Origin of the sequence: Nocardiopsis rhodophaea (assembly GCF_039530945.1) — a bacterium.
Taxonomy (GTDB): Bacteria; Actinomycetota; Actinomycetes; order Streptosporangiales; family Streptosporangiaceae; genus Nocardiopsis_C; species Nocardiopsis_C rhodophaea.
Genome location: NZ_BAAAPC010000003.1, coordinates 75587 through 100883, shown reverse-complemented (window position 1 = coordinate 100883; position 25297 = coordinate 75587). Strand labels below are relative to the sequence as shown.

Genomic DNA, 25297 nt, shown 5'->3' with positions numbered 1-25297 from the left:
GATTCAGCAGACCCACCCACCAACGACCGTGCCCAACCCATGGAGAGACGACTACAAGTGGCCACGACGAACGACCTCAAGAACGGCACGACGCTGCGGCTCGACGGCGGAGAACTCTGGAATGTCGTGGAGTTCCAGCACGTAAAGCCGGGCAAGGGCGGCGCGTTCGTCCGCACCAAGCTCAAGAACGTCGTCTCCGGCAAGGTGGTCGACAAGACCTTCAACGCTGGGGCGAAGGTCGAGATCGCCAACGTTGACCGCCGTGAGATGCAGTACCTCTACAACGACGGCGACTCGTTCGTTTTCATGGACACCGAGACCTACGACCAGATCAACGTCCCCAACGAGGTCGTCGGCGACAGCGCGAACTTCCTCCTGGAGAGCGCGATGGTCACGGTTGCGATCAACGAGGGCAACCCCCTCTACATCGAGCTGCCCGCCGCCGTCGAGATGGAGATCTCGCAGACCGACCCCGGCGTCCAGGGTGACCGCTCCACCGGTGGCACCAAGCCCGCCACGCTGGAGACCGGCGCCGTCATCCAGGTGCCGCTGTTCATCACCACGGGTGAGCGCGTCAAGGTCGACACCCGCTCCGGCGACTACCTCGGGCGCGTCAACTGATGACCGCCCACCCGAAGCGGCCGGACAACAGTAAGCAGGGAACGCAGTGAGTGGCGCACGGCGCAAGGCCCGTAGGCGCGCGATCGAGGTGCTTTACGAGTCCGAGTTGCGGGAGACCCCCGTGGCGAAGGTCCTGGAGCGGCGACGCGCACAGCCGGAGCCTCCGATCAACGAGTTCACCGAGCAGCTCGCGGCGGCGGTCGACGAGCGGCGCGCCCGCATCGACGAGCTGCTCCAGGAGTACGCCATCGGCTGGACGCTGGAGCGCATGCCGGTGGTCGACCGTAACATCCTCCGGATGGGCGCCTACGAACTGCTGTGGGCCGACGACATCCCCGACGGGGTGGCGATCGCCGAGGCGGTCGCGGTCGCCAAAGAGCTGTCCGCCGAGGAGTCGCCGGCCTTCATCAACGGCCTGCTCTCGCGGCTGATGGAGAACAAGGCGTCGCTGGCGCTGTAGCGGCCCCCTGGCCGCCGCGGACAACGTACTCGCCCGTTGGGGCACAGCTGCTCAGCGGGCGCGAATGGGGAAGAACGGGGACGAGGGTGACCGAGAAGGCCGGTGGCATGACCATGGACGGCGCGACCTCCTCCGGCCCGCACCGGGCCGCGGGGACGGCGCGGACCGCTGTTGTGTGGGACGCCCTGCGCAACCTGCTGGCCGGGCTCGGTCCGGCGGCCGACGCCCCCTTGCACATCGTCGACGCGGGCGGCGGCACCGGGGGTGCCGCCGTTCCGCTCGCCGAACTCGGCCACCACGTCACCGTCGTGGAGCCCAATCCCGACTCGCTGGCCGCGCTGGAACGCCGTGCCGCCGAGGCGGGAGTGCGGGTCCACGCGATGCAGGGCGAGACGCACGACCTCGCCGAGCTGCTGCCGGCCGCGCACGCCCACCTCGTGCTCGTGCACAACGTCCTGGAGTACGTGGACGATCCGCGCGCCGCCTTGGACGACGTCGTGGGCATCACCCGGCCCGGCGGAGCCGTCAGCCTGATGGCCACCAACGCGGTCGCTGGAGCCCTGCACCGCGCCCTGGCCGGCCACGTCGCCGACGCCCACCGGCTGCTGAGCGACCCCGAGGGCCGCTGGGGTGAGGGCGACCCCATGCCGCGTCGCTTCACCAGCGACCGCCTCCTCGCGCTCGTCGAGGAGTGCGGACTCACCGCCCCCGAGGTCAGGGGTGTGCGGGTCTTCGCCGACCTGCTTCCCGGGCGCGTCTACGAGGGCGACCCGAGCGCCGGGCGCGAGCTGCTGGAGCTGGAGAAGGACGCCGCGGTGCACCCCGGGCTCGCGGGTATCGCCACTCAGCTGCACGTCTTGGCGCGCAAGCCCGCCTGATCGCGGGAGGCGGTCGAGTAGGCGCGGCGGCGACACGGAAGGGTCACTCCGCGTGCGCCCGAACCGCCCTTCCTTGCCGATATCCGGCGTGACCTGGTCAGATCATCGTCGGGAATCGGCGGTTTGGAACCCGACATCCGGCACACTGGTTACATGAGCCGACGTCAGCTGGAACGCGGGGCCGCGCTGCGCGGGATGGTCGGCGCGGACGGCATCGAGCCGCTGGTGCCTGACGGCACGGTCGCAGACGCCGACTGCACCATCCTCCACCTCGACATGGACGCGTTCTTCGCCAGCGTCGAGCGGCTGCGCCACCCCGAGACCCGCGGCCACCCCATCATCGTCGGGGGGACCGGCCCCCGGGGTGTGGTGGCTTCGGCCGACTACATCGCCCGCACCTACGGTGTGCACTCGGCCATGCCCATGGTGCGCGCTCTGCGGCTGTGCCCCGATGCCATCGTCTTTCCGCCCGACGGCGCCGCCTACAGGGAGGCCTCCGAGGCGGTCATGGACATCTTCCGCGCCATCACCCCCGAGGTCGAGCCGGTCTCGCTGGACGAGGCGTTTCTCGACGTCGCCGGGGCGCGACGGCGGCTGGGCAGCCCGGTACGCATCGCCGAGCTGATCCGCGCCCGGGTCCGCGAGGAGCAGCGCCTCACCTGCTCGGTGGGCGTCGCCTCGACCAAGTTCGTGGCCAAGCTCGCCTCCACCCGGTGCAAGCCGGACGGTCTGCTTGTGGTGCCGACCGACCGGGTCACCGCCTTCCTGGACCCGATGCCGGTGGGCGCGCTGTGGGGCGTGGGCGAGAAGACCGAGCAGCACCTCGTCCGGCTGGGTCTGCGCACCGTGGGCGACGTCGCGCGCGTCGCCCCCGACACGCTCCGCCGCGAGTTGGGGCAGGCCGTGGGCGGGAGGCTCAGCGATCTCGCCCGGGGGCGCGACGAACGCCGGGTGGTGCCCGGTTCGCCGGACAAGAGCATCGGCACCGAGGAGACCTTCGACCGCGACGTCGACGACCCCGGCGTGATCCACCGCGAGCTGCTGCGGCAGTCCGAGGCCGTGGCCCGCCGGCTGCGCGCCAGCGGCCAGATGGGGCGCGTGGTCGTCGTGAAGCTGCGCCGCGCCGACTTCAGTACCATCACGCGCTCGCGCACCCTGGCCGAGCCCACGGACGTCGCCCGGGAGATCAACACCGTCGCCCGGGAGCTGTACGCCGCCTCCGGACTGGAACGCGCCCGGCTGCGCCTGGTGGGCGTGCGTGTGGAAGGGCTGGCCGGGACCGAGGAGGTGCACCGCCAACTCGCCTTCGACGAGCCGGAGACCGGATGGCGGGAGGCGGAGCGGGCCATGGACCGGGTGACGCGCAGGTTCGGCGCCGGCGCGATCAAACCGGCCGCCCTGGCACGGCGTGACGAGGACGACGCCTGAGGACGACACTTTTCGGTCCGGCCAATCGTTGTCGGGGGGATGAGGGACAACGATGCCCTGGATGCAGGGGTGGAAGCGGGGACTTTGGACCGGTGTCGCCTATCGACAGTAGGGGTAGAGTGACCATCGTGGGTCAGCTACACGCGCATCTTTTCTTTTCAGCGGGCGCTAAGGCACCGTATTCTGGGCATATCACTGACCATAGGATTGTTGTTCAGTACCCGTTACCCCGATCGGGGACTGTCATTGGGAGGCGCCGTGCCGCTCTCTGAACACGAGCAGCGTATGCTCGACCAGATCGAGCAGGCGCTCTATGCCGAGGATCCGAAGTTCGCCAACACCGTTCGGCAGACGAACCCTGCGGTGCACTACAAGCGGTGGATCATCAAGGCATCCATCGGCTTCGTTCTGGGCGTCTCACTCCTCATGGCCGGCGTGATTTTCAAGCAGCCGGCGATCAGCGCTGTCGGCTTCCTCATCATGCTGTCGTGCACCCTGTGGGGGCTGTCAGGATGGCGTCGGGTGGTCGGCGGTGCCGAGGGTGCCGCAGCACCAGCCGAGGGCAAACAGCCGCGTCCGGAGCGGCGTGGGATGATGGACCGCTTCGAGGAGCGCTGGCGCCGCCGCCAGGAAGGCGACCACTGACCTCACCGCGGTACCGACGCCTCTCCCGCTGAGGGTACGTGCGGACGAACGCGCCCGTTGCGAGCCAACGGGCGCGTTCGCGTACGCGCGGCCGTCCGACGCAGCGTGGCGCCCCGGCTCCGGCCGTCGCGACGTCGCCCGCACGTTCGGCGTTCAGCCGGCGTGCACCCGCACCGCGCGCCGGATGGCGCTCGGCAGGCGGAGCAGCGAGCGCGGCAGCAGGGTGGCGCGGACCCGGGCGAGGACACCGAGCCGGGACCGCAGGGCGCGGCGTACCGTGTGCACATCGGCGGGCAGCGACAGCGGGACGACCGGGTGGGGGGCGTACCGCGCGCTCTCCTCGGACAGCGCGATCCGCCACAGCGCCTCGCGCGCCGCCCCGATGAGCTCGTAGTCGGACGCCAGCCGCCGGGCGATGGTCCGCGGGCTCTCCGCCGGGCTCCACGGCACCCGCAGGTCCGCCGCCTCGTCCCGCAGCCCCAACCACGCCGCCCGCGCCCGCGCCGACGCGGTCGTCGCGCTCGTCTGGCGCACGTGCCGGATCGCCGCGGTGGTCAGCGCGGGCGTGAGCAGCACCATCAGGCCGATGGCGGCGGCCAGCAGCGTCCGCCGCAACGACTCGGGGCCGATCACGCCGCCCGCGGTCCCCGACCCGGGGGACCCGGGCGCCGGAGCCGCGGTGCCGTCGTCCTCCGGCGCGTTGTCCTCGGACCGCTCCGCCCCATCGTCGGGAGCGTCGGCGTCCGGCCGGGGCACGCGGGTGTCGGGCGCGGCCGCGCGCTCCCGCGCGGGCTCCGCGTAGGAAGGCACCGACGCCGTGCCCTGCCCGTCGCCGGCCGACGGCGTCGGTTCGAACCGCAGCCACCCCTGTCCCTCGAAGTACAGTTCCGGCCAGGCGTGGGCGTCCGATCGTGCGACCTTCCACCGGCCGTCCGCGAGCTCGGTTCCCGCCGTGTAGCCGGTGGCCACCCGGGCGGGGATACCGACCTGGCGGGCCATCAGCGCCATGGAGCCGGCGAACTGCTCGCAGTAGCCGACGCGGCTGCCGAACAGGAAATGGGTCAGCGGGTCGGCCCTCGGCGGTAGGGGCGGTGGCCGCAGGTCGTAGGTGAACGCGCCGTCCTGGGTGAACCAGTCCTGGAGCGCCACCGCCCGCTCGTGCGGTGTGTCGGCGCCGCGGACGATCGAGCGGGCCAGCTCCGCCACCCGTGCGTCGACTCCCTCCGGGACCAGAAGGTACCGGGAGTCGACCCCCGCCGTGCCGCGGTCCGCGTCCGCCAGCTCCGTGGCGCTGGGGCGCGGGCGGACACTCTGGACCTCGTAGGCCAGGGACCGCGACCGCCCGCCGGTGCTGAACACCATCTGGGTGTCGGGGTCGGCGAACCACTCGCCCGCGACATCCACCGAGAGCGCCGGGTAGGGCATCGGCAGGAAGTCGACGTTCCGCGCGTCGCCCGCCACGGAGATCTCGGTGGTGATCGGGTCTCCGACGAGAGCCGGGGTGCCCGGGGGCAGCGGCAGCCGGTCGTCGGCGCCGACGCGGGTGTTGCGCCCGGCCCGCAGTGTGGACATGGTCCAGTTTTCGCCCTCGAAGACGTCCAGAACGTAGGTACGCAGATAGTCCGGCCGGGGGTCGTCGCTGCGGTAGGTCAGGACGGGCGCACCGCTGCCGTCGGCCAGCTGCGTGCGCAGGGTGACCAGGGGGTGGGTGGTCGTCACGGCGTCGTCGCCGATCACACCGCCCTGGGCCATCCGGAACAGCGCGTTGTCGGCGAGGCCGGGTACGGCGAGCGGTGTGAGCACGGCGAGGACGATGGCGACCGCCGCGACGCCCGCGGCCGTCACGACGCGGCGCAGGGTTCCGAGCGGGGAGGCCGCGGAGCCGGTACCCGGGGTCGGCCGGACCGCCCGGACCGCGCCGCGGACCCCGCCGTCGACGGCGAGCAGCCCCAGGTAGGCGGACGCCGCTACGGCAAACGCCCACCAGGAGATGCCCTGGTCGTTCACGGACAGGACGAGGAACAGCATCCCGGCCAGGGGGAGACCGACGAGCGCTGGCGCGCGCACGGTGACCACAAGGAAGTCGGCGACGAGCGCCAGCAGACCCAGGCCCAGCGCGATGACCAGGACCACCCCCGGGATCGCCGCGACCGGGGCGGGGCTGGCGTCGATCTCGGCGCGCCCCTCCCCGATGAGGGCGAGGAGTGCCGTGATGGCCTGTGGTGTCGGCATCACTCCGCCCACGGCCCGCTCCGGGGCGAACAGTGCGGTGAGCGCGACGAGCCCCGCGGCGGCTTGCGCGAGAGGGAGGGCGACCTCGGGCAGCCGCACGATCCGCAGGACGATCCCGCTCAGGGCGACCGCAGCCACGGTGGCCACGCTCGCCGGCCACCACTGATGGCCCGAGATGAGGGGGGCGAGGGCGGGCAGGGTGGCCAGAACGGTGGCCATCCACGCCAGCGCGAGGAGGCACGCGGACCAGGTGCCGGTTCTCACCGCGCCGCACCTCCCCGCGCGCAGTCGTTCGGCACGCGGGTGGGAACGCTGTGGCCGAGCAGGTCCTCCGCGGTGTCGATCCGGTACACGAGCCATCCCGTACGGGAGAGCGCGTCGCTCGCTGTGTCGAGGGCGCCGGGGGAGGGCCAGGCCGCCGTGGCGCAGAGAACGGCGACGCGGCGGTGGCTGTGGGCGGATCCCACGCGGGCGAGGGCGGTGAGGTCGCCGTCGGTGAGGGCACCGAGGATCGCGACGCACAGGCCGGTGCCCGCGACCGGGGAACCGGCGACCAGGTCGACGCCGCGACCTAGCCGGACGGCCGGGGAGGTGGGCGTCAGGGCGAGCGCGTCCAGCACCGTGTCTCCGCCTCCGCCGGGAACCTCCCGCTCGTCGGTGAGCAGGCGCACGTCCTGGCGGCGGCCGATGAAGTGCAGTGCGATCGACGCGGCCGCGCTGACCGCCGTCTCCAGTGAGGAGCCCGCCCCCTCGCCCGCGTGCGCGCTGTCCCGCGTGTCCAGCAGGATCGCGCTGTGGTCGCCGAGCCGGTGCTCCTCGCGGCGCACCATGAGCTCGCCGACCCGGGCTGTGCTGCGCCAGTGGACCCGGCGCAGGTCGTCGCCGTAGCGGTAGGCACGCGGGACCTGGTCGTCCTCGCCGACGCCGGTCACGAATCTGGTGCTGCTTTCCCCGGAGTCGGTGGCCCCGCCCATCGGCCACATCCGGGGCAGGGCCACCACCGGCGGCGTCACCAGCAGGGACACGTGCGTCCCGAGGGTGCGCCGCATTCGTACGCAGCCCAGGGGGTCGTCGAGCGTCAGCCGCAGTGGGCCGATCGGGTACCCGCCGCGCACGGGAGGACGGACGCGGTAGGAGAGGTCGCGGGTGGCCCCCGGCCGCAGGTAGCCGAGAGCGAATCGCGGCGCGTCGTCGGGGAGGTTGGGCAGCGTCTCCTCGGCCAGCGCCCCGGCGACCGCCCGCCTGGGGGAGGCGTTCCCCACCTGGATGAGGACGCGGGCGTCGTTGCCCGCCGTCACGCGCTCGGGTTGCAGCGTGCGGCTGTGTGTGAGTCTGCGGGGGGAACCGGCCAGTGCCGCCAGGGAGAGCAGGGGAACGGCGAACACCAGCACACCGAGTCCGACGACGTCGCGCTGGCCGAGCGCCAGCCCGCCGACCAGCAGGGCCGCGCCAGCGCACAGGAGGGACAGGCCGCGGGTGGTGAAGGCGCGCACGGGCCTCATCTCCCGGCCGGTCGGGACGGCGGCTGCGTGTCGGGTTCGGTCGCCTCCGGGATGCTCATAGGTGCCATCTTCCCGCGTCCGGGGCGTCGGCCTGGCCCGGATGCGCCGGTCCGGTGGCCTGGGGGGCCGAGGGTCGGAGCGTATCCGCCCTGTTGGTGGGTGTTTGTGGGGGAAGTGCGCGCGTCCCGGACGCGGGAACGCCTCCGGTCCGGCGGCGGGCCGCCGGACCGGAGGGATCTGCTGGAGGACACCGGTTCTATCTGGGCCCGGGGATCGGCATCCGGGCGACCAGGTCGGAGACGATGTGCTCGGTGGTGCGGCGCTCCATGTGCGCCTCGGGGGAGAGCAGGAGCCGGTGGGCGAGCACGGGCACCGCCAGCGCCTGGATGTCGTCGGGGACGACGTAGGCGCGCCCCTCCAGGGCCGCGTAGGCGCGGGCCGCTCGGACGAGGTGGAGGGTGGCCCGCGGGGAGGCGCCAAGCCGGAGTTCCGGGGCGGTGCGGGTGGCCGAGACCAGGTCGACCGCGTAGCGCCGGATGCCCGGGGCGACGTGGATGGTCTGCACGTGGGCGACCATGGCCCGGATCTCGGCGGTGTCGGCCACCGGGGCGAGGCCGTCCAGCGGCGAGAGCGCACCATGGGTGTCGATCATGTCCAGCTCGGCCTGCGGGGTCGGGTAGCCCACCGCGATGCGCGCCATGAAGCGGTCCCGCTGCGCCTCGGGCAGGGGATAGGTGCCCTCCATGTCGGTCGGGTTCTGGGTGGCGATGACCATGAACGGCCGCTCCAGCGGACGTGTCTCGCCGTCGACGCTGACCTGCATCTCCTCCATGCACTCCAGCAGCGCCGACTGGGTCTTGGGGGAGGCGCGGTTGATCTCGTCGCCGAGCACGATGTTGGCGAACACCGGGCCGGGGTTGAACTCGAACTCCTGGCGCTCCTGGTGGTAGACGCTGACGCCGGTGATGTCGCTGGGGAGCAGGTCGGGGGTGAACTGGACGCGCTGCACCGAGCAGTCCACGGCCCGCCCGAGCGCCTTGGCCAGCATCGTCTTGCCGACACCCGGGATGTCCTCGATGAGCAGGTGGCCTTCGGCCAGCAGCACGGTCAGGGCCATCCGGACGACCTCGGGTTTGCCCTCGATGACCGTCTCGACCGCCTCGCGGATCCGGTCGGCGACCACAAGGACGCCACCGGTGTGGGAGGGGCGGCCGTCGAACCCGTTCGTGTCGTATCGCGCGTCGAGCGACACTTCGCACCTTCCCCCGGTCCCCACGCTGATGTCCCCCGAGGCTAACGGCAAAGCGGTGGAATGCACAGCAGAACGGATCAGCGGTTCAGTGCCGTCCGGATGTCCGTCCGGTGGGACACGCCACGGCCCGCCGCGCCCGCTCCACTCCCCTCCACCCCACCTGAACTGGGGATTTATCGGCGAAACCGCCGTCTGCCGGCGGGTGATTCTGTTGACCGTGGGGGAGAGTGGAGTAGAGTGGAGCATCGTGGAGCAGGAGACTGCTCCCGCAGGGCTGGGGAGGTGGTTTCCGGTGTTTCTCGGCAGCCACTCGCCACGCCTCGACGAGAAGGGGCGACTGTTCCTTCCGGCGAAGTACCGCGACGAACTGTCGGGGGGACTGGTGATCACGAAGGGCCAGGAGCGCTGCCTCTACGTCTTTCCGATGGAGGAGTTCCAGCGCATCACCGAGGCCCTCCGGTCGGCTCCGGTCACCGCCAAGGCGGTTCGCGACTACAGCCGCGTCTTTTTCGCCAGCGCATCCGATGAGATCCCGGACAAGCAGGGTCGGATCACCATCCCGCCCGCACTCCGGGGCTACGCGGGCTTGGACCGCGACTGTGTCGTCATCGGAGCCAACACGCGCCTGGAGATCTGGGACGCGCGCGCCTGGGCCGATTACGAGGCCGAACAGGAGCAGGCATTCGCGGATCTGTCGGAGGAGGTGTTGCCGGGGGTGTGAGTGACGTGGCGGCACCGCGGCGACGGCTTCGGTCGTCGGGCGCGGAGGAGCGCGAGGCCACCACCGTCAAGTGTCCTGTCCGGATCCAGGGCCTTCAGACGCGACCAGGTACCAGCTGACACAGCTTCCCCGGTGCCAGGTGGGCGACGTTTGGGACGCGTCTGGAGGCCGGTCCGGGCGGTCGCGGGTCCGGGGGAACGACCGCGAGCGAATCGAAGACGATAACTAGGGGGGCACTGTGCTCATGGGGGACACGGTGGGAGACGCATCGGGAGACACCGAGGCGGCGCATATTCCGGTCATGCTCGATCGGATCGTCGACCTGCTCTCCCCGGCGCTGACGCGCCCGGGGGCGGTCTTCGTCGACGGGACGCTGGGCCTCGGCGGCCACGCCGAAGCGATGCTCACCGCCCACCCCGAGCTGCGGCTGGTCGGCATCGACCGCGACACCACCGCACTGCGCCGCAGCCGCCAGCGCCTCACGCCGTTCGCCGACCGCGTCGACTTCGCCCACGCCGAGTACGACGACATCCCCCGCGTCCTCGACGACCTCGGCATCGACGAAGTCCAGGGCATCCTGCTGGACCTGGGCGTCTCCTCACCCCAGCTGGACGAGGCCGAGCGCGGCTTCGCCTACTCCTACGAGGCGCCCCTCGACATGCGGATGGACCGCACACAGGACCTCACCGCCGCCGACGTCGTCAACACCTACTCCGCCGCCGAGCTCACCCGTATCCTGCGCGACTACGGCGAGGAGCGCTTCGCCGCACGCGTCGCCCAGGCGATCGTGCGCGAACGCGCCAAGCGGGGTATCGACACTACGCGCCTGCTGGCCGAGCTCGTACGCGAGGCCATTCCCGCCGCCACCCGGCGCACCGGCGGCAACCCCGCCAAGCGCACCTTCCAGGCGCTGCGCATCGAGGTCAACGCCGAGCTGACCATTTTGGAGCGCACGCTGCCGGCCGCCATCGGCCGGCTGGCCATCGGCGGGCGCATCGCCGTGCTGTCCTACCACTCCCTGGAGGACCGGCTCACCAAGCGCACCCTGGCCTCGCTCGCCACCGATACCACCCCGCCCGACCTGCCCGTTCCCCTCCCCGAAGCCCAGCCCGAACTCCGGCTCCTCACCCGAGGGGCCGAACAGCCCTCCGACGAGGAGAACGAACGCAACCCCCGTGCGGCATCGGCCCGGCTCCGGGCCGCCGAACGGGTCAGAGCACCACGGAAGTGATCGGGGAGGCGGAACACACTCATGAGCACCACGACCGAGCGCCGACCTCGGGGCCACACGCGCTCCCGCCCGGCCACCGACAGCCCCGATCGTAGGCGCCCGTACGAGCCCGCGCGCGGTTCGGGCACCACGCGCACCGCACCGCCGCGCCCCGCCGCCAAGCGCGCTCCCGCGCCCCGGCGCCAGCCGGCCCCGCGCGCGCCCCGCATGCCCTTCGTGCTGCTTGTGCTCGGACTGCTCGGCGGCGCGATGATCAGCCTGCTCGCGCTGCGCACCGTGCTGATCGAGGACGCGTTCGCCATCACCAGCCTGGAGCAGGACAACCGCGACCTCTCCTACGAGAAGGAGGCCCTGCAGGAAGAGGTCGTCGCCCTGGAGGCACCCGACCGGATCGCATCAGAGGCGAAGGCGATGGGTATGGAGCCCGGCGACGGGCCGCTGTTCATCGATCTGCGTACGGGAACGATCGACGGCGAGCCCGAAGCGGGCACCCCGTGACCGGGCTCCGTCCGGGCGCCGGGAGGAGAAGACCGACCGCTAGGAGCCATGGTTGAGTCCATCGCGTGACGGGCGGTCCCGCGATCCCCGCCGCCCCTCCCCCTCGGGGCGGTCCGGCCGTGGCTCCGCTCCCCAGGGCGGCCGACAGGGGCGCCCCCGTTCCTCCGGCACCGGGCAGCCGCCGCGGCGCCCCACCCGCCAGACTCCGGCCCGTCCCCGCCCGGCCCGAACCGCCGCCTCCGCGCGGCCAGGGAGAGGGGGCGGCCCCAGCGGCCCCGCCGCGCCCCCGCGCAGCCGGTTCCGCCTGGTCAATCCGCAGCGGCGGATCAAGGTCTCGCTGGTCATGATGGTCGTCATCATGCTGGTGTTCGCCGGGCGGCTGGTGCAGATCCAGGGCATCGAGGCCGATGGGTACGCCGCGGCCGCCGCAGAGCAACGGCGGACCACTATCGACATCCCGACCACCCGCGGCGCGATCACCGACGTCAACGGCAAGTCCTTCGCGATGTCGGTGGAGTCCCGCCTCGTCTTCGTCGATCCCACCGAGGTCCGCGACAAAGAGCGCGATGAGCTCATCCGCGAACTCTCCGAGCGCTTCGGTCTGGACGCCGACCGGGTCGCCGCCAAGGTCAACGCCACACCCAGCCGCTACCAGGTAATCGAGAAGAACGTCGCGCCCAAGGAGTGGAAGGACCTGGCCAAGCGCGAGTTCCAGGGCCTGGGCGCCCTGGTCGACTACAAGCGCGTCTATCCCGACGAGACCGGGGCCGCCGACCTCATCGGCTTCACCAACGCCGCGGGCCAGGGGGCCGAGGGCCTGGAAGCCGTGCTCGACACCACCCTCGCCGGTGAGGCCGGCAAGCAGCAGGTCGACATCTCCGCGTCCGGCACCCAGATCCCCATGGGCGGCGGCCTGGCCAAGGACCCGGTCCCCGGCAAGGACGCGCGCCTCACCCTCGACCAGGACATCCAGTGGCACGCCGAGCAGGCCCTGGCCGCGCGCTCCGACGAGCTGAACGCCGACGGCGGCAGCGTGATCGTGATGCGCCCCAACGGGGAGATCGTGGCGATGGCCGACTACCCCACCTACTCCCCGAAGGACATCGGCTCCACGACCGCCGAGGAGCGGCTCAACGGCGCTGTGGCCGAGGCCTTCGAGCCCGGCAGCACCAACAAGGTCATCACCGTCGCCGGAGCGCTGGAGGAGGGGCTCACCACGCCCGACACCGTCTACACCGTGCCCTACTCCATCCAGCGCTACGACCGCACCTTCAAGGACGACCACTTCCACGACACCGAGCGGATGACGCTCAGCGGAATCCTTGCCAAGTCCAGCAACGTCGGCACTATCCAGGTGGGCGAGCAGCTGGGCAAGCAGAGGATGTACGACTACCTCAGGAAGTTCGGGTTCGGTCAGCCCACCGGGCTGGACCTGCCCGGCGAGAACGCCGGCATCCTCACCGAGCCCGAGGACTGGTGGGGGACGCAGCTGCCGTCGATCTCGTTCGGTCAGGGCCTCTCGGTCAACGCCATGCAGATGGCAAGCGTGTACGCCACGGTCGCCAACGACGGCGTCCGCGTCGAGCCGCACGTGCTCGCCGGGACCGTTGACAAGGAGGGCGAGTTCACCCCGGCCCCCGAGCACAAGAAGGAGCGCATCATCAGCAAGGCCACGGCTGATGAGCTCAAGCTCATGCTGGAGGCGGTCACCGGCGACGAGGGCACCGCGACCGCGGCCCAGGTCCCCGGCTACCGGGTGGCCGGGAAGACGGGCACCGCCAACCGGGTCAACCCGGAAACCGGCAGCTACAAGGGCGGCGGCCACACTTCGTCGTTCGTCGGCTTCGCCCCCGCCGACGACCCGCAGCTCATCGTCCAGGTCGTGCTGCACAACCCCAAGAAGGAGTACTACGCCGGAAAGGCCGCCGCACCGGTCTTCGCCGACGTCATGTCCTTCGGGCTGAAGTCCCTGAAGATCGAGCCGACCGGCACCGAAGCGCCGAACATCCGGCTCATGGAGGACGAGTAGCCGCCAGCGCGCGGCCGGCGGTGCGTGCCTGAGACTCCGGCCACGGTCCGCGGCGTCGCCCGCCCCCAGGCCCGCCCATGTGCCATTGTTTGATTATCCCCCTTGTGATCACAGCCGATAACCTCACGACGTGCCACCGGTAATGCGACCTGAACGAAACCATCTCCGTCCGCTGTCCGACCTCGTCCGCCTGCTGGGCCCGGACGCGCTCGCCAGTCCCTCCGACCACGCGCACTCCGATGTGACCGAGACGACGGTCACCGGGATCACCCACGACTCGCGCAGCGTGCGCTCCGGCGATGTCTACGCCGCGCTGCCCGGCCTGAGCAGACACGGGGCGGAGTTCGCCGCGCAGGCCGCAGCGTCCGGTGCGGTGGCGATCCTCACCGATCCCTCCGGTGCGGAGCGTGCCGGACAGACGGGGCTGCCCGTGCTGTCCGTAGCCGATCCGCGCGCCCGCCTCGGCGAGGTGGCGTCTTGGGTGTACGGGAACGCCGCCGAGGAGCTGCTGCTCATCGGGACCACCGGCACCAGCGGCAAGACCACGGTCACCTACCTGGTGGAGTCCGGGCTGCGCGCCGCCGGACACCACACGGGCCTGGTCGGTACCGTCGAGATGCGCGTCGGCGACGAGCGCGTGGACTCGTCGCTGACCACCCCCGAGGCCACCGACCTCCACGGCCTGTTCGCCGTCATGCGCGAGCACGGCGTCTCGGCCGCCGCGATGGAGGTCTCCAGCCACGCCCTGGCCTTGGGCCGCGTCGGCGGCACCGAGTACGACGTCGCGATCTTCACCAACCTCTCCCAGGACCACCTGGACTTCCACAGCGACCTGCGCGACTACTTCGACACCAAGGCGCGGCTCTTCACGCCGGAGTTCTGCAAGGTGGCCGTGGTCAACCGCGACGACAAGTTCGGCCGGGCGCTCGTCGACATGGTGAACGCCCGCGGCGCCATCCCGGTGACCACGTTCTCCTCCGCGGGCGACCCCGAGGCCGACTGGCGCGCGGTCGACGTGCGGCTCACCGCCGGCGGCAGCGTTTTCCGCCTCGCCGGGCCGGGCGGAATGGAGGCCGACGCCTCGGTCCGGCTGCCCGGCCCGTTCAACGTCTCCAACGCCATGGCCGCCATCGTCGGCCTCATCGAGGCCGGTATCCCCATGGACACCGCGGTCGAGGGTGTCGCCGCCGCGGGGGGCGTGCCCGGGCGCATGGAGCCCGTCGACGAGGGGCAGGACTTCACCGCGCTGGTCGACTACTCGCACAAGCCCGGGGCGATCGAGGCCGTGCTCAGCTCGCTGCGCGACATCACCGAGGGCCGCCTCACCATGGTCGTGGGCTGCGGGGGCGACCGGGACCGCGCCAAGCGTCCGCTGATGGGGGAGGCCGCCGTCCGGCTCGCCGACGCCGTCATCTTCACCGACGACAACCCACGCAGTGAAGATCCGATCACGATTGTGCAGAGCATGCTGGAGGGCGTCGTCAAAGTCCCCGAGGAACAGCGCGCCCGGGTCACGGTCGAACCCGACCGCGCCACCGCCATCGAGACAGCGGTGGGGCGAGCGGCACCGGGCGACACGGTCGTCATCGCGGGCAAGGGCCACGAGCGCGGCCAGTACGTCGCAGGCCGGGTGCTGCCCTTCGACGACCGGGAGGTGCTGCGCGACGCACTGCGCCGCCGGGGGCGCGGCTGAGCGCCCCACCGCGCCGAACCGGCGCACCGTGCCGGTGGGCCGCCGGTGCGGGGCCACGGCCCCGCACCGGAACAGCGGCTTCCGCACACGTCGGGACGGTGCGCGACGGATCCCCCATGACGGGCAATACGGTCGTGAGAGGCGAAGACATGGACAGGTGATCACGGATCGGTCGTGATCCGGCCTGGGCGCAACCCCCGCGGCCCAACATGTTCTAAGGTTAGGTCCGGCAATCGCAGCCCGGCTCCGTGGCGTGCTGACGCCGCTCCCAAGAAGACGAGTACCGCGCTTCCCCGTATTCGCGCCGTCTTCCTGCCGGAGCGCCCCAGGCGCGGAGGACCGGGCCCCGACATGAGGAGTGGATTTGATCGCGCTGACGCTCGATCGGATCGCTGAGATCACCCAATCCCGGTTAAGCGGATCGGCGCGTGCAGCGGAGATCGTCAACGGCCCGGTCGTGATCGACTCGCGGCAGGCCCGGTCGGGCTCGCTGTTCGTCGCGTTCCACGGCGAACACGTCGACGGCCACGACTTCGCCGGCGCCGCCGTTGAGGCGGGCGCGGTGGCGGTCCTGGCGTCCCGCCCGGTCGACGCCCCGCACCTGCTGGTCGACGGCGGTGACGACGGGATCCAAGCCGCCCTGGGGCGCCTGGCACGGGGCGTCGCCGACGAGCTGACCCATACCGACGTCATCGGCATCACCGGCTCGTCCGGCAAGACCACGACCAAGGACCTGCTCGCCCAGGTACTGGAGCACCGCGGCACCACGATCGCGACACAGGGCTCGTACAACAATGAGATCGGCCACCCCCTGACCGTGCTGCGCGCCGACGCCGCGACCCGGTTCATGGTCCTGGAGGTCGGGGCGCGCGGCACCGGGCACATCTCCTACCTGTGCTCCCTCGCCCCGCCCCGCATCGGCGTGGTGCTCAACGTGGGCAGCGCCCACGTCGGCGAGTTCGGCAGCAGAGAAGCCATCGCCCAGGCCAAGGGCGAGCTGGTCGAGGCGCTCCCCACCGCGGCCGACGGCGGGGTCGCCGTGCTCAACGCCGACGACGACGCCGTGATCGGGATGGCGGCCCGCACCAAGGCGCGCGTGGTCTCCTACGGCGCCGGCGCCGGCGCCGGCGTGCGCGCCACCGACGTCGAGCTCGACGGCTCCGGGCGGGCCGCGTTCACCCTGGAGCTCGGTGGGCGCAGCGCGCGGGTGCGCCTCGCGCTGGTCGGCACCCACCAGGTGCACAACGCGCTGGCCGTCGCCGCCGTGGCGGCGGAGGCCGGGATGGACATCGACGCCATCGCCGCTGCTCTGGGCCAGGCCGGCCCCGTCAGCCGGTGGCGGATGGAGATCGACGAGCTGGACGACGGCATCACGGTCGTCAACGACGCGTACAACGCCAACCCCGAGTCCATGTCCGCCGCGCTGCGGACGCTCCAGACGCTCGGGGAGCACCGGCGGTCCATCGCCGTGCTGGGGCAGATGGCAGAACTCGGCGAGGAGCGGCACCGCGCTGAGCACGAGGCCATCGGCCGACGCGCGGCCGAGACCGGGGTCGCCGGGCTTGTCATCGTTGGAAGTGAGGCCGCGCCCATCGCTGATGGAGCGCGGAGCGTGCCCGGGTGGCGGGGGGAGATCGTGCAGGTCCCCGATGCCCCGGCCGCGGCCGCGGCGCTGCGTGAGCGCCTGCGGGCAAGAGACGTCGTCATGCTGAAGGGATCGCGCGTGGCCGGGCTGGAACGGGTCGCCGAGCTGCTCAAGTCCGGGGAGGACGCCAAGTGACCGGCATCCTGCTCGCATCGGCGCTCTCTCTCATCTTCTCAATGGCGCTCATGCCGATGGTGATCCGGATCCTGTTCCGGTTCAAATTCGGTCAGGAGGTCCGCGACGACGGACCGGAGGGGCACAAGACCAAGCAGGGCACGCCCACCATGGGCGGCATCGTCATCATCCTCGGCGCGGTCATCGGTTACTTCGGCTCCCACCTGGCGCTGATGACCCGGCCGACGGTGTCGGGCCTGCTGGTCATGTTCCTGTTCGTCGGTATGGGAGCCGTCGGCTTCCTCGACGACTTCATCAAGATTTACAAACGCCGCAGTCTGGGTCTGCGCAGCGGCGCGAAGATGCTCGGCCAGACCGTCGTGGGCGTGGGCTTCGCCGTGGGCGTCACCCAGTTCCCCAACGGTTACGGCTACACCCCCGCCTCCCCGCAGCTCTCCTTCCTGCGCGACTTCGGGCCGCCGCTGATGATCGGCGTCTTCGTGATCTGGGCGCTGTTCCTCATCGTCGGCTTCTCCAACGCGGTGAACCTCACCGACGGCCTCGACGGCCTGGCCACCGGCGCCACGATCCTCTCCCTGGTCGCCTACGTCATCATCGGCAACTGGCAGCTGCGGCAGAGCTGCACCCAGGCGCTCGAACCGAGCTGCTACCCGGTGCGCGACCCCCTCGACCTCGCGGTCGTCGCGGCGGCGGTGCTCGGCGGCTGCATCGGGTTCCTCTGGTACAACGCGCCTCCCGCCAAGATCTTCATGGGTGACACCGGCTCGCTGGCGCTGGGCGGCCTCATCGTCGGCCTGGCGATCACCACGCGCACCCAGCTGCTGCTGCTCATCATCGGTGGCCTGTTCGTGCTGATCACCCTGTCGGTGATGATCCAGATCACCTCGTTCCGGCTCACCGGTAAACGGGTGTTCCGCATGGCGCCGCTGCAGCACCACTTCGAACTCAAGGGATGGGCCGAGACCACCATCGTGATCCGGTTCTGGATCATCCAGGGCCTGTTCGTCGGTGTCGGCATCGGCCTGTTCTACCTGGAATGGATGCCGAGATAAGCGTGAGCGAGAGCGAGACCGTGAGCGAGACCGCCGCCTTCCCGACCCGGCTCAGCGGCCGCGCCGTGTGCGTGGCCGGGCTGGGCGTGTCCGGGCCGCCCGTGGCCCGTGTACTGCTCGCCCACGGCGCGCGAGTGACCGTCGTCGACGGGCGCGACGACGAGGCCACCCGGCGCGTGGCCGCCGACCTGCGGGCGGAGGGCGCCGATGTGCGGCTCGGTGCCGCCGATACCCCGCCGCCGGGGACCGACCTCGTGGTCACCTCGCCCGGCTGGCGGCCCGACTCCCCGCTGCTGGTGGCCGCCACCGAGGCGGGCATCGAGGTCATCGGGGACGTCGAACTGGCCTGGCGGCTCAAGCCCGCCGACCAGATCTGGCTGGCGGTCACCGGCACCAACGGCAAGACCACGACGGTGCGGATGCTGGAGGCGATGCTGCGCGCCGACGGCCGCGACGCCGTCGCGGTCGGCAATGTCGGCACCCCCGTCATCGAGGCCGCCCTACCCGACGAAAAGGGCGCCTATCCCCAACTCCTCGCGGTCGAGCTGTCCAGCTTCCAGCTGCACTGGTCCTCCTCGCTGCGCCCGCACGCCGCCGTCGTCCTCAACGTGGCCCCTGACCACCTCGACTGGCACGGCGGCCTGGAGTCCTACGCCCAAGCCAAGGGACGTATCCACGCCCCCGGCACGATCCGCGTGGCCAACACCGCCGACGAGTGGTCCCTGCGCCTGGCCCAGGCGGGCGACGCGACCGCACCGCTGATCGGCTTCGCCCTGGACACCCCGCGCCCCGGAGAACTGGGCGTGGTGGAGGACCTGCTGGTGGACCGCGCCTTCGTCGACGACCCGCTGCACAGCGCCGAAGAGCTCGCCACGCTGGGCGATGTCGTCCCGGCGGTTCCGCACAACGTCGCCAACGCCCTGGCCGCCGCGGCGCTGGCCCGGTCCGTAGGCGTGGCCCCCGGGGCGGTGCGCGCCGGACTCGCGGCCTTCGCGCCGGAGCCCCACCGCATCTCCCACGTGGCCACCGTCGGGGGCGTCGACTACGTCGACGACTCCAAGGCCACCAACCCCCACGCGGCCGCGGCGTCCCTTGCCTCGTACGCGTCCGTCGTGTGGGTGGCCGGCGGACTCCTCAAGGGCGCCGACGTCGACGACCTCGTCCGTTCCGCGGCCCCCCGCCTCCGCGGCGCCGTGCTGATCGGCCAGGACCGCGCCCGCCTGCGCGATGCCCTGGCGGCCCACGCCCCGGACGTCCCGGTCGTCGACATCGCCGACACCGACGGCCGCGGCGCCATGGCCGAGGTGGTCAAGGCCGCCGCGGAGCTGGCCCACGAGGGCGACACCGTGCTGCTGGCCCCCGCTGCGGCGTCGATGGACATGTTCACCGACTACAACGTCCGCGGCGACGCGTTCACCGAGGTCGTGCGGGGCATCGGCGCGTAGGGCGGCGCGGCACCGCCAGTGAGGGCCTTCGGGGTTTGCTGAGCGGCCGTGTCGACGGTCTTTCTTTCCGGCGTCCTTGGGTGAAAAGCGGCAGCGAGGGCGGCGGGCGTTGGGGGTGCCGGTCGCCTCAGGGGACGCGGCCGGGCGGGGCAACGACCGCCCGCCCCACCGGTCTCCTCCCCGGTCGAGCGGGGACGGCAGCGGCGACGAGGGATGGGGGTGGGGCGCCCCTGGTCGGCTCCCGGGCGGGGCATGCGGGCGGCCCGGAATCCGACGTGCGGGCCGCCGGACGCCGGGTATGCCCGGTTTGCCCCACGTTCCCCGCGATGATCATGGGAACGGTCCCGGTTTTGTCCGGTTTGTCGGGACATTCCCCATGATCATCGCCAGAGGGGGGCTGTGGCGGTGGAGTGCTCCCGAATCGCGGAAGGCGCCGCACGCGAAGCGAGAAGGGACGCCCCGAGCTGCGGGCCCCGCTCCGCCGCACCCGCCGGGCGACCGGCGCCCCCAGCCCCCTCCGCCCTCGGTGCCGCTTTTCACCCAAGAACACCGGAAAGGAAGAGCACCGACAAGGCCGTCCAGCAGACCCTAGGCGCCCGCACTCTGCCGCACCAGGCGGTGATCACGGTGCGCGCCCCGATTCTGTCGGGGTAGCCGGGACAATGGCGGTGATCACCGGCGGGTGTGGCGGGAAGCACGGCGGGATGGACTGGAAAACCGCCCAACACGCGCGAAATGTCCTACGGCTTGGGGCGTGTAGCCATCAGACTTGGTCGACGCCGGGTATAGAGGGGCGTAGGCGGAGGTGACGTATGGCGGTGTCGACATCGGCTTCCTCCGCCGGCGGGGCGGAGGAGCGGGGGAACGGCACCATCGGTCGGGTACTGGCGCGGGTGCGGGAGTTTCCGCAGGTGGTGAATCGGCCGCTGACCTCCTACTACCTGCTGTTCGGCAGCAGCGCGCTGCTCATCATGCTCGGACTGGTCATGGTGTGGTCGTCGTCGATGGTCGACTCCTACACCGAGACCGGTTCGGCGCTGTCCCTGTTCCGCAAGCAGGTCGTGGCCGCCGCGATCGGCCTGCCGTTGTTGGTGGTGGCGTCCCAGCTGCCGGTGAAGGTGCTGCGGGTGATCGGCTACCCGGCGATGATCATCTCTGTCGCGCTGCTGATCATCACCATGTTCAAGGGCGAGGAGTATGGCGCCGGGGCGATGCGGTGGCTGGAGATCGGAGGCGTGACGATCCAGGCCTCGGAGCCCGCCAAGCTCGCGTTCGCGCTGTGGGGCGCCAACATCCTGGCGCGCAAGGAGGAGCTCAAGCAGCTGGTCGATTGGCGCCAGCTGCTGATGCCGCTGCTCCCCGGGTGTGGCGTCCTGGTACTCCTGGTTCTCATCGGAACCGACCTGGGCACCTCCTTTGTGCTGCTCACCATCTTCCTCTCGCTGCTGTGGGTGGTGGGCGCGCCCACGAGGCTGATCTGCGGCATGATCGGGCTGGTGGCCGCGCTAGGCGCGATCATGATCGCCGTCGAGCCGTTCCGTAAAGGACGTCTGACCTCGTTCCTCAATCCCGAGGACGACCCCACGGGGACCGGTTTTCAACTCCTGCACGGGCTGTACGCGCTCGGGAGCGGCGGGGTGTTCGGCCGCGGCATCGGCGGCAGCTTGGAGAAGTGGGGGGTACTGCCGCACCCGGAGAGCGACTTCATCTTCGCGATCATCGGTGAGGAACTCGGGCTGATCGGGACGCTTATCGTTGTCGGACTGTTCGGTGTCCTGGGCTACGCTGGTCTGCGTGTCGCCTCGCGGGCCAGGGACCCCTTCGCGCGGTTGGCCGCCACGTCGCTGACCGGATGGATCGTGGTCCAGGCGATGGTCAACATCGGAACGGTCCTCGGTCTTATGCCCATCACGGGCATCCCGCTTCCCCTGGTCTCGGCCGGGGGATCGTCGTTGATCCCGACCATGCTGGCGCTGGGGGTGCTGCTCGCGCTCGCGAAGAACGAGCCCGCGGCCCGCAGAGCCCTGGCCGCTCGCGGTCCGAGTCGGGCGCAAAGGGTTCTAAGCTGGCTTGGCCTGGACAATGCCGGGACCGGGAGAAAAACCGGGAGTGCGGCGCAGGCAAAGAACGGATCGCGTCCGACGCAGGTTCAAGCGAGGAGGAATCGGCGACGATGAGGGTAGCCCTCGCCGGAGGTGGAACGGCCGGGCATATCGAGCCCGCGCTCTCCCTGGCCGATGCGCTGCGGCGTATCGACCCGAACACCCAGATCGTGTGTCTGGGAACCGAGCGGGGACTGGAGACCCGCCTTGTGCCACTGCGGGGTTACGAGCTGGGCGAAATCCCGGCCGTGCCCCTGCCCCGCAAGCTCACCCCCAAACTGCTGTCGGTCCCGGGCAAGCTCGCCGGCGCGGTCAGCGCCGCGTGCGAGCACCTCGACCGTATCCAGGCCGAGGTACTGGTCGGCTTCGGCGGCTACGTCGCCACCCCCGGCTACCTGGCCGCCCGCCGCCGCCGGATCCCGATCGTCATCCACGAGGCCAACCCGCTCCCCGGGCTCGCCAACCGACTCGGCGCGCGGCTGACCCCGCACGTCTACACCGGCCACCCGCACACCGAGATCCGCAACGGGCGCTACATCGGTATCCCGCTGCGCGAGCAGATCTCCCGGCTCGACCGCCTGAGCATGGGCGACAAGGCGCGCGCCTTCTTCGGGCTCCGCCCCGACCTGCCCACGCTGCTCATCTTCGGCGGTTCCCAGGGCGCCCAAGCCGTCAACCAGGCCGCGTTCGACTGCGCCGAGGCCTTCAGCGCCGCGGGCGTCCAGGTCCTGCACGTCGTGGGGCCGAAGAACGCCGAGGAGCCCAAGGACCTCACCCGCGACGGCGTCCCCTACGTCGCCGTGCCCTACGTCGACCGCATGGACATGGCCTACGCCGCCGCCGACATGGCCATGTGCCGGTCCGGCGCCCTGACCTGCGCCGAGCTCACCGCCGTGGGCCTGCCCGCCACGTTCGTTCCCCTGCCGATCGGCAACGGCGAGCAGCGGCTCAACGCCGAGCCGATCGTGGAGGCCGGGGGCGGACTCATGGTCCCCAACGCCGAGCTCACCCCGCAGTGGATCCAGCAGAACCTCATCCCGCTGCTGACTGACACCGACCGGATCGTCTCGATGTCGGAAGCCGCCGCCAAGATGGGCCGCCGCGACGCCGACGAAGCACTGGCCCGCGAGGTCATGGCCGTCGCCCGGGGCGGTGCTGCCCCCGAGACGCCGATCGACGACGACTTCGAGGACGACAACGGCTACGTCGACGACGGAAAGGACACGCAATGAGCCTGGTCTCCCCGACCGAGCTGGTCCCCGTCGGCGACCTGGGCCGCGTCCACTTCCTCGGCATGGGCGGCGTCGGGATGTCGGGCATCGCGCGCATTCTGCTGCAACGCGGCGTCGAGGTGTCGGGTAGCGACGCCAAGGACAGCGCGCTGCTGCGCGAGCTCGAAGAGCTCGGTGCCCGCGTGCACGTCGGCCACGCGGCCGACCAGCTGGGCGACGCCGACACCGTCGTCGTCTCTTCCGCCGTCCGCGATGATAACCCCGAACTGCTCCGGGCCCGCGAGCGCGGCCTGCGGGTCCTGCCGCGCGCCGCGGCCCTGGGTGCGCTGCTGCTCGACCGCAGGGGCGTGGCCGTCTCCGGAACGCACGGCAAGACCACCACGAGCTCGATACTCACCGTCGTCCTCCGGGAGCTGGGCACCGACCCCGGCTATGTGATCGGCGGCAAGCTCGTGACCACCGGCCTCGGCGCCGACGCCGGGGCCGGCGAGATCATCGTCGCCGAGGCCGACGAGAGCGACGGCTCGTTCCTCATGCTGTCGCCCGAGATCGCCGTGGTCACCAACGTCGAGGCCGACCACCTCGACAACTACGGGGGCCTGGACGAGATCCACGACAACTTCGCCGCTTTCGTCGACCGCGTGGGCTCCACCCTCGTCATCGGCATCGACGATCCCGGGGCGCGCAAGGTCGCCGAGGTCGCCCGCGAGCGCGGCAAGCGGGTCCGCACCTACGGTGAGGCCCCCGAGGCCGACTACCGCGTCGCGGAGATCTCGGCGCGCGGCTTCTCCACCGCCTTCACCCTCACCCCGGCCGATGCTGAACCGCTGGAGTGCGTCATCTCCGTGCCGGGACGGCACAACGTCCTCAACGCGGCCGCCGCGGTCGCCGTCGCCGATGAGCTCGGCCACGACCCCGAGGTCGCCGTCGAGGGCCTCGCGTCCTTCACCGGCGCCGCCCGGCGGTTCGAGCCCAAGGGCGAGGCACGGGGCGCGGCCGTCTACGACAGCTACGCCCACCACCCCACCGAGATCGCCGCCGACCTGGAGGCGGCCCGCGCGGCGCTCGCCTCCCGCGACGCCGGGGAGGCGGAGGGCCCCGGCCGCGTCATCGCGGTCTTCCAGCCGCACCTCTACAGCCGCACGCGGATCTTCGCCCAGGAGTTCGCCGAAGCCCTCACCATGGCCGACGAGGTCGTCGTGCTGGAAATCTACGCGGCGCGCGAGGAGCCCGAGCCCGGCGTCGACGCCCAACTGATCGCCGGCCGCGTCGGCCACGACCGGGTGCACTACCGTCCCGACCGGACCGAGGCCGTCTCCACGGCTGCGGCCCTCGCCCGACCGGGCGACATCGTGCTGACCATGGGGGCGGGCGACGTCACCGATCTGGGGCCCGAGATCGTCGCGGCGCTGGCGGACACGGCGGGCGGAGCGCATACGGTCGACGCGGCGGAGTAGCGCGGGCGCGCCGGAGCACCACGGCTGGGAGGGGAGCGGTGGACAGTGGAGCGTCGTAGGCCGGAAGCGGTGGGGACGACCGGGAAGCCCCGGAGCCCCGGGGGACCCGCGGTATCCGGGGGGCCAGGTGGTCCAGGGATGCCGGGGAGCCCGGGCCGACCCAGAACGTCCGATCCCTGGAAGGTCGCGTTCGTCACCCTCCTCATCGTCGCCCTGCTGGCCGTGGTGACCTGGGTCCTGCTCGGCTCGCGGCTGCTCGTGGTGCGTGACATCCAGGTGACCGGGGTCGACCGGGTTTCCACCACGGCGGTCGTGCGGGCGCTGGACGTGCCCACCGGCACCCCCTTGGCGCGGGTCGACACTGGGGCCGCCGCCGACCGGGCCGCCAAGTTGCGCCTGGTGGAATCGGTCGAGGTGACCCGCGGGTGGCCGTCCACCCTCCGGGTGGCCGTCACCGAGCGCACCCCCCGCCTGGCCCTCAGGGTGGGCGACGGCTTTCGGCTGGTCGACCACGAGGGCGTGCGCATCGCCGACACCGACTCCAGGCCAGCGGAGTTTCCCCTGGTCAGGATCAGAGGAGAGGTCAAGGACAATTCGGGAATCGCGGCGGCGGCCGCGATCACCGAACAGCTGCCGGACGGCGTCCTCGCGAAGGTCGACGTGATCACGGCGGAAGATCCGAAGGCCCTGGTCCTCAAGCTTGACGACGGCGCGACGGTCACGTGGGGGGACGACAAGCGCACCCGCGAGAAGGGCGAAGTGCTCGCGGTCCTGCTGCGCGAGCACCCCTCCAAGGCCGACCGCAGCTACGACGTCAGCGCTCCCGATGTGGCCGTCGTGAAATAAGGGTCCGTCCGCGCGTCCGGAACCGGTCGGAGAAGAACACGTGATCGGACATTCCAGACGCGACGCGCCGGGCGCGCGCATCGCCTCATCATGCGACACGCCGTTAGGCTGAACTCGTGGTTAGTTGCCCCTCGGAAGGCCGCGGCCTACTGTCGGGAACCACTACCTTTGGTTGACATAAGTATGGACGTGA

General features: G+C 71.5%; 20 protein-coding genes. 17 read left to right on the top strand and 3 right to left on the bottom strand.

Annotation, left to right across the window (positions count from 1 at the left end):
- The first annotated feature begins 57 nt into the window (after positions 1-57).
- The 5 genes from efp (at position 58) to ABD259_RS04080 (ending at position 4032) form a co-directional block, all read left to right on the top strand.
- Positions 58-621, top strand: a complete 564-nt coding sequence (gene efp, locus ABD259_RS04100) for an elongation factor P (RefSeq protein WP_344104348.1) — start codon at positions 58-60, stop codon at positions 619-621.
- A gap of 46 nt (positions 622-667) precedes the next feature.
- Complete coding sequence (gene nusB, locus ABD259_RS04095; RefSeq protein ID WP_017616999.1) at positions 668-1081, top strand: transcription antitermination factor NusB; 414 nt, start codon at positions 668-670, stop codon at positions 1079-1081.
- Between the two features lie 107 nt (positions 1082-1188).
- Positions 1189-1959 (top strand): methyltransferase, encoded by a 771-nt coding sequence (locus ABD259_RS04090; protein ID WP_412759410.1) that lies wholly within the window; start codon positions 1189-1191, stop codon positions 1957-1959.
- A gap of 153 nt (positions 1960-2112) precedes the next feature.
- Positions 2113-3387, top strand: a complete 1275-nt coding sequence (locus ABD259_RS04085) for a DNA polymerase IV (RefSeq protein ID WP_425573479.1) — start codon at positions 2113-2115, stop codon at positions 3385-3387.
- A gap of 258 nt (positions 3388-3645) precedes the next feature.
- Positions 3646-4032 (top strand): DUF3040 domain-containing protein, encoded by a 387-nt coding sequence (locus ABD259_RS04080; RefSeq protein ID WP_344104344.1) that lies wholly within the window; start codon positions 3646-3648, stop codon positions 4030-4032.
- 153 nt (positions 4033-4185) lie between these two features.
- Here the strand turns inward: ABD259_RS04080 and ABD259_RS04075 are convergent, their stop codons facing one another.
- The 3 genes from ABD259_RS04075 to ABD259_RS04065 all read right to left on the bottom strand — a co-directional run bounded on the left by ABD259_RS04075 (position 4186) and on the right by ABD259_RS04065 (position 9018).
- Entirely contained in the window at positions 4186-6528 is a 2343-nt protein-coding gene (locus ABD259_RS04075) for a transglutaminase TgpA family protein (RefSeq protein WP_344160236.1), read from the bottom strand.
- Entirely contained in the window at positions 6525-7757 is a 1233-nt protein-coding gene (locus tag ABD259_RS04070; RefSeq protein ID WP_344104340.1) for a DUF58 domain-containing protein, read from the bottom strand. Before ABD259_RS04070 ends, ABD259_RS04075 begins: the two co-directional genes overlap by 4 nt.
- Before the next feature lie 265 nt (positions 7758-8022).
- Positions 8023-9018, bottom strand: coding sequence for an AAA family ATPase (locus tag ABD259_RS04065; protein WP_412759408.1), 996 nt, complete (start codon positions 9016-9018; stop codon positions 8023-8025).
- Positions 9019-9310: 292 nt separating this feature from the next.
- On the opposite strand from ABD259_RS04065, the gene mraZ reads away from it, so the two are divergent.
- The 12 genes from mraZ to ABD259_RS04005 all read left to right on the top strand — a co-directional run bounded on the left by mraZ (position 9311) and on the right by ABD259_RS04005 (position 25104).
- Positions 9311-9739 (top strand): division/cell wall cluster transcriptional repressor MraZ, encoded by a 429-nt coding sequence (gene mraZ / locus ABD259_RS04060; protein WP_344104338.1) that lies wholly within the window; start codon positions 9311-9313, stop codon positions 9737-9739.
- 244 nt (positions 9740-9983) lie between these two features.
- Positions 9984-10970 (top strand): 16S rRNA (cytosine(1402)-N(4))-methyltransferase RsmH, encoded by a 987-nt coding sequence (gene rsmH / locus ABD259_RS04055; protein ID WP_344160233.1) that lies wholly within the window; start codon positions 9984-9986, stop codon positions 10968-10970.
- A 21-nt stretch (positions 10971-10991) separates the two neighbouring features.
- A complete protein-coding gene (ftsL, locus tag ABD259_RS04050) occupies positions 10992-11468 on the top strand; it encodes a cell division protein FtsL (RefSeq protein ID WP_344104334.1) in 477 nt (158 codons plus the stop codon).
- 52 nt (positions 11469-11520) lie between these two features.
- Entirely contained in the window at positions 11521-13497 is a 1977-nt protein-coding gene (locus tag ABD259_RS04045) for a penicillin-binding transpeptidase domain-containing protein (RefSeq protein ID WP_344104332.1), read from the top strand.
- A 142-nt stretch (positions 13498-13639) separates the two neighbouring features.
- The gene (locus ABD259_RS04040) at positions 13640-15190 is read left to right on the top strand and encodes a UDP-N-acetylmuramoyl-L-alanyl-D-glutamate--2,6-diaminopimelate ligase (protein ID WP_344104330.1); all 1551 of its coding nucleotides are present in this window, start codon (positions 13640-13642) and stop codon (positions 15188-15190) included.
- A gap of 364 nt (positions 15191-15554) precedes the next feature.
- Positions 15555-16970: a UDP-N-acetylmuramoyl-tripeptide--D-alanyl-D-alanine ligase gene (locus ABD259_RS04035; RefSeq protein ID WP_344160230.1), complete on the top strand. Its 1416-nt coding sequence runs from the start codon at positions 15555-15557 to the stop codon at positions 16968-16970.
- A gap of 41 nt (positions 16971-17011) precedes the next feature.
- Complete coding sequence (mraY, locus tag ABD259_RS04030) at positions 17012-18022, top strand: phospho-N-acetylmuramoyl-pentapeptide-transferase (protein WP_394296708.1); 1011 nt, start codon at positions 17012-17014, stop codon at positions 18020-18022.
- Between the two features lie 2 nt (positions 18023-18024).
- Positions 18025-19467: a UDP-N-acetylmuramoyl-L-alanine--D-glutamate ligase gene (gene murD, locus ABD259_RS04025; protein ID WP_344160227.1), complete on the top strand. Its 1443-nt coding sequence runs from the start codon at positions 18025-18027 to the stop codon at positions 19465-19467.
- 812 nt (positions 19468-20279) lie between these two features.
- Complete coding sequence (gene ftsW / locus ABD259_RS04020; protein WP_344104321.1) at positions 20280-21644, top strand: putative lipid II flippase FtsW; 1365 nt, start codon at positions 20280-20282, stop codon at positions 21642-21644.
- Positions 21641-22801 (top strand): undecaprenyldiphospho-muramoylpentapeptide beta-N-acetylglucosaminyltransferase, encoded by a 1161-nt coding sequence (murG, locus tag ABD259_RS04015; protein ID WP_344104319.1) that lies wholly within the window; start codon positions 21641-21643, stop codon positions 22799-22801. The genes ftsW and murG overlap by 4 nt, the downstream gene beginning before the upstream one ends.
- A complete protein-coding gene (murC, locus tag ABD259_RS04010; protein ID WP_344160225.1) occupies positions 22798-24258 on the top strand; it encodes a UDP-N-acetylmuramate--L-alanine ligase in 1461 nt (486 codons plus the stop codon). The genes murG and murC overlap by 4 nt, the downstream gene beginning before the upstream one ends.
- 138 nt (positions 24259-24396) lie before the next feature.
- Entirely contained in the window at positions 24397-25104 is a 708-nt protein-coding gene (locus ABD259_RS04005; protein WP_344160222.1) for a cell division protein FtsQ/DivIB, read from the top strand.
- Positions 25105-25297 lie beyond the last annotated feature (193 nt).

Excerpts from the sequence above, each read along its gene's own strand:
- rsmH (WP_344160233.1), top strand. The coding sequence starts at position 9,984 with ATGGGGGACACGGTGGGAGACGCATCGGGAGACACCGAGGCGGCGCAT.
- mraY (WP_394296708.1), top strand. The coding sequence starts at position 17,012 with ATGGCGCTCATGCCGATGGTGATCCGGATCCTGTTCCGGTTCAAATTC.
- ABD259_RS04005 (WP_344160222.1), top strand. The coding sequence starts at position 24,397 with ATGCCGGGGAGCCCGGGCCGACCCAGAACGTCCGATCCCTGGAAGGTC.
- ABD259_RS04090 (WP_412759410.1), top strand. The coding sequence starts at position 1,189 with ATGACCATGGACGGCGCGACCTCCTCCGGCCCGCACCGGGCCGCGGGG.
- ABD259_RS04085 (WP_425573479.1), top strand. The coding sequence starts at position 2,113 with ATGAGCCGACGTCAGCTGGAACGCGGGGCCGCGCTGCGCGGGATGGTC.
- ftsW (WP_344104321.1), top strand. The coding sequence starts at position 20,280 with ATGGCGGTGTCGACATCGGCTTCCTCCGCCGGCGGGGCGGAGGAGCGG.
- ftsL (WP_344104334.1), top strand. The coding sequence starts at position 10,992 with ATGAGCACCACGACCGAGCGCCGACCTCGGGGCCACACGCGCTCCCGC.
- murC (WP_344160225.1), top strand. The coding sequence starts at position 22,798 with ATGAGCCTGGTCTCCCCGACCGAGCTGGTCCCCGTCGGCGACCTGGGC.
- murG (WP_344104319.1), top strand. The coding sequence starts at position 21,641 with ATGAGGGTAGCCCTCGCCGGAGGTGGAACGGCCGGGCATATCGAGCCC.
- ABD259_RS04040 (WP_344104330.1), top strand. The coding sequence starts at position 13,640 with ATGCGACCTGAACGAAACCATCTCCGTCCGCTGTCCGACCTCGTCCGC.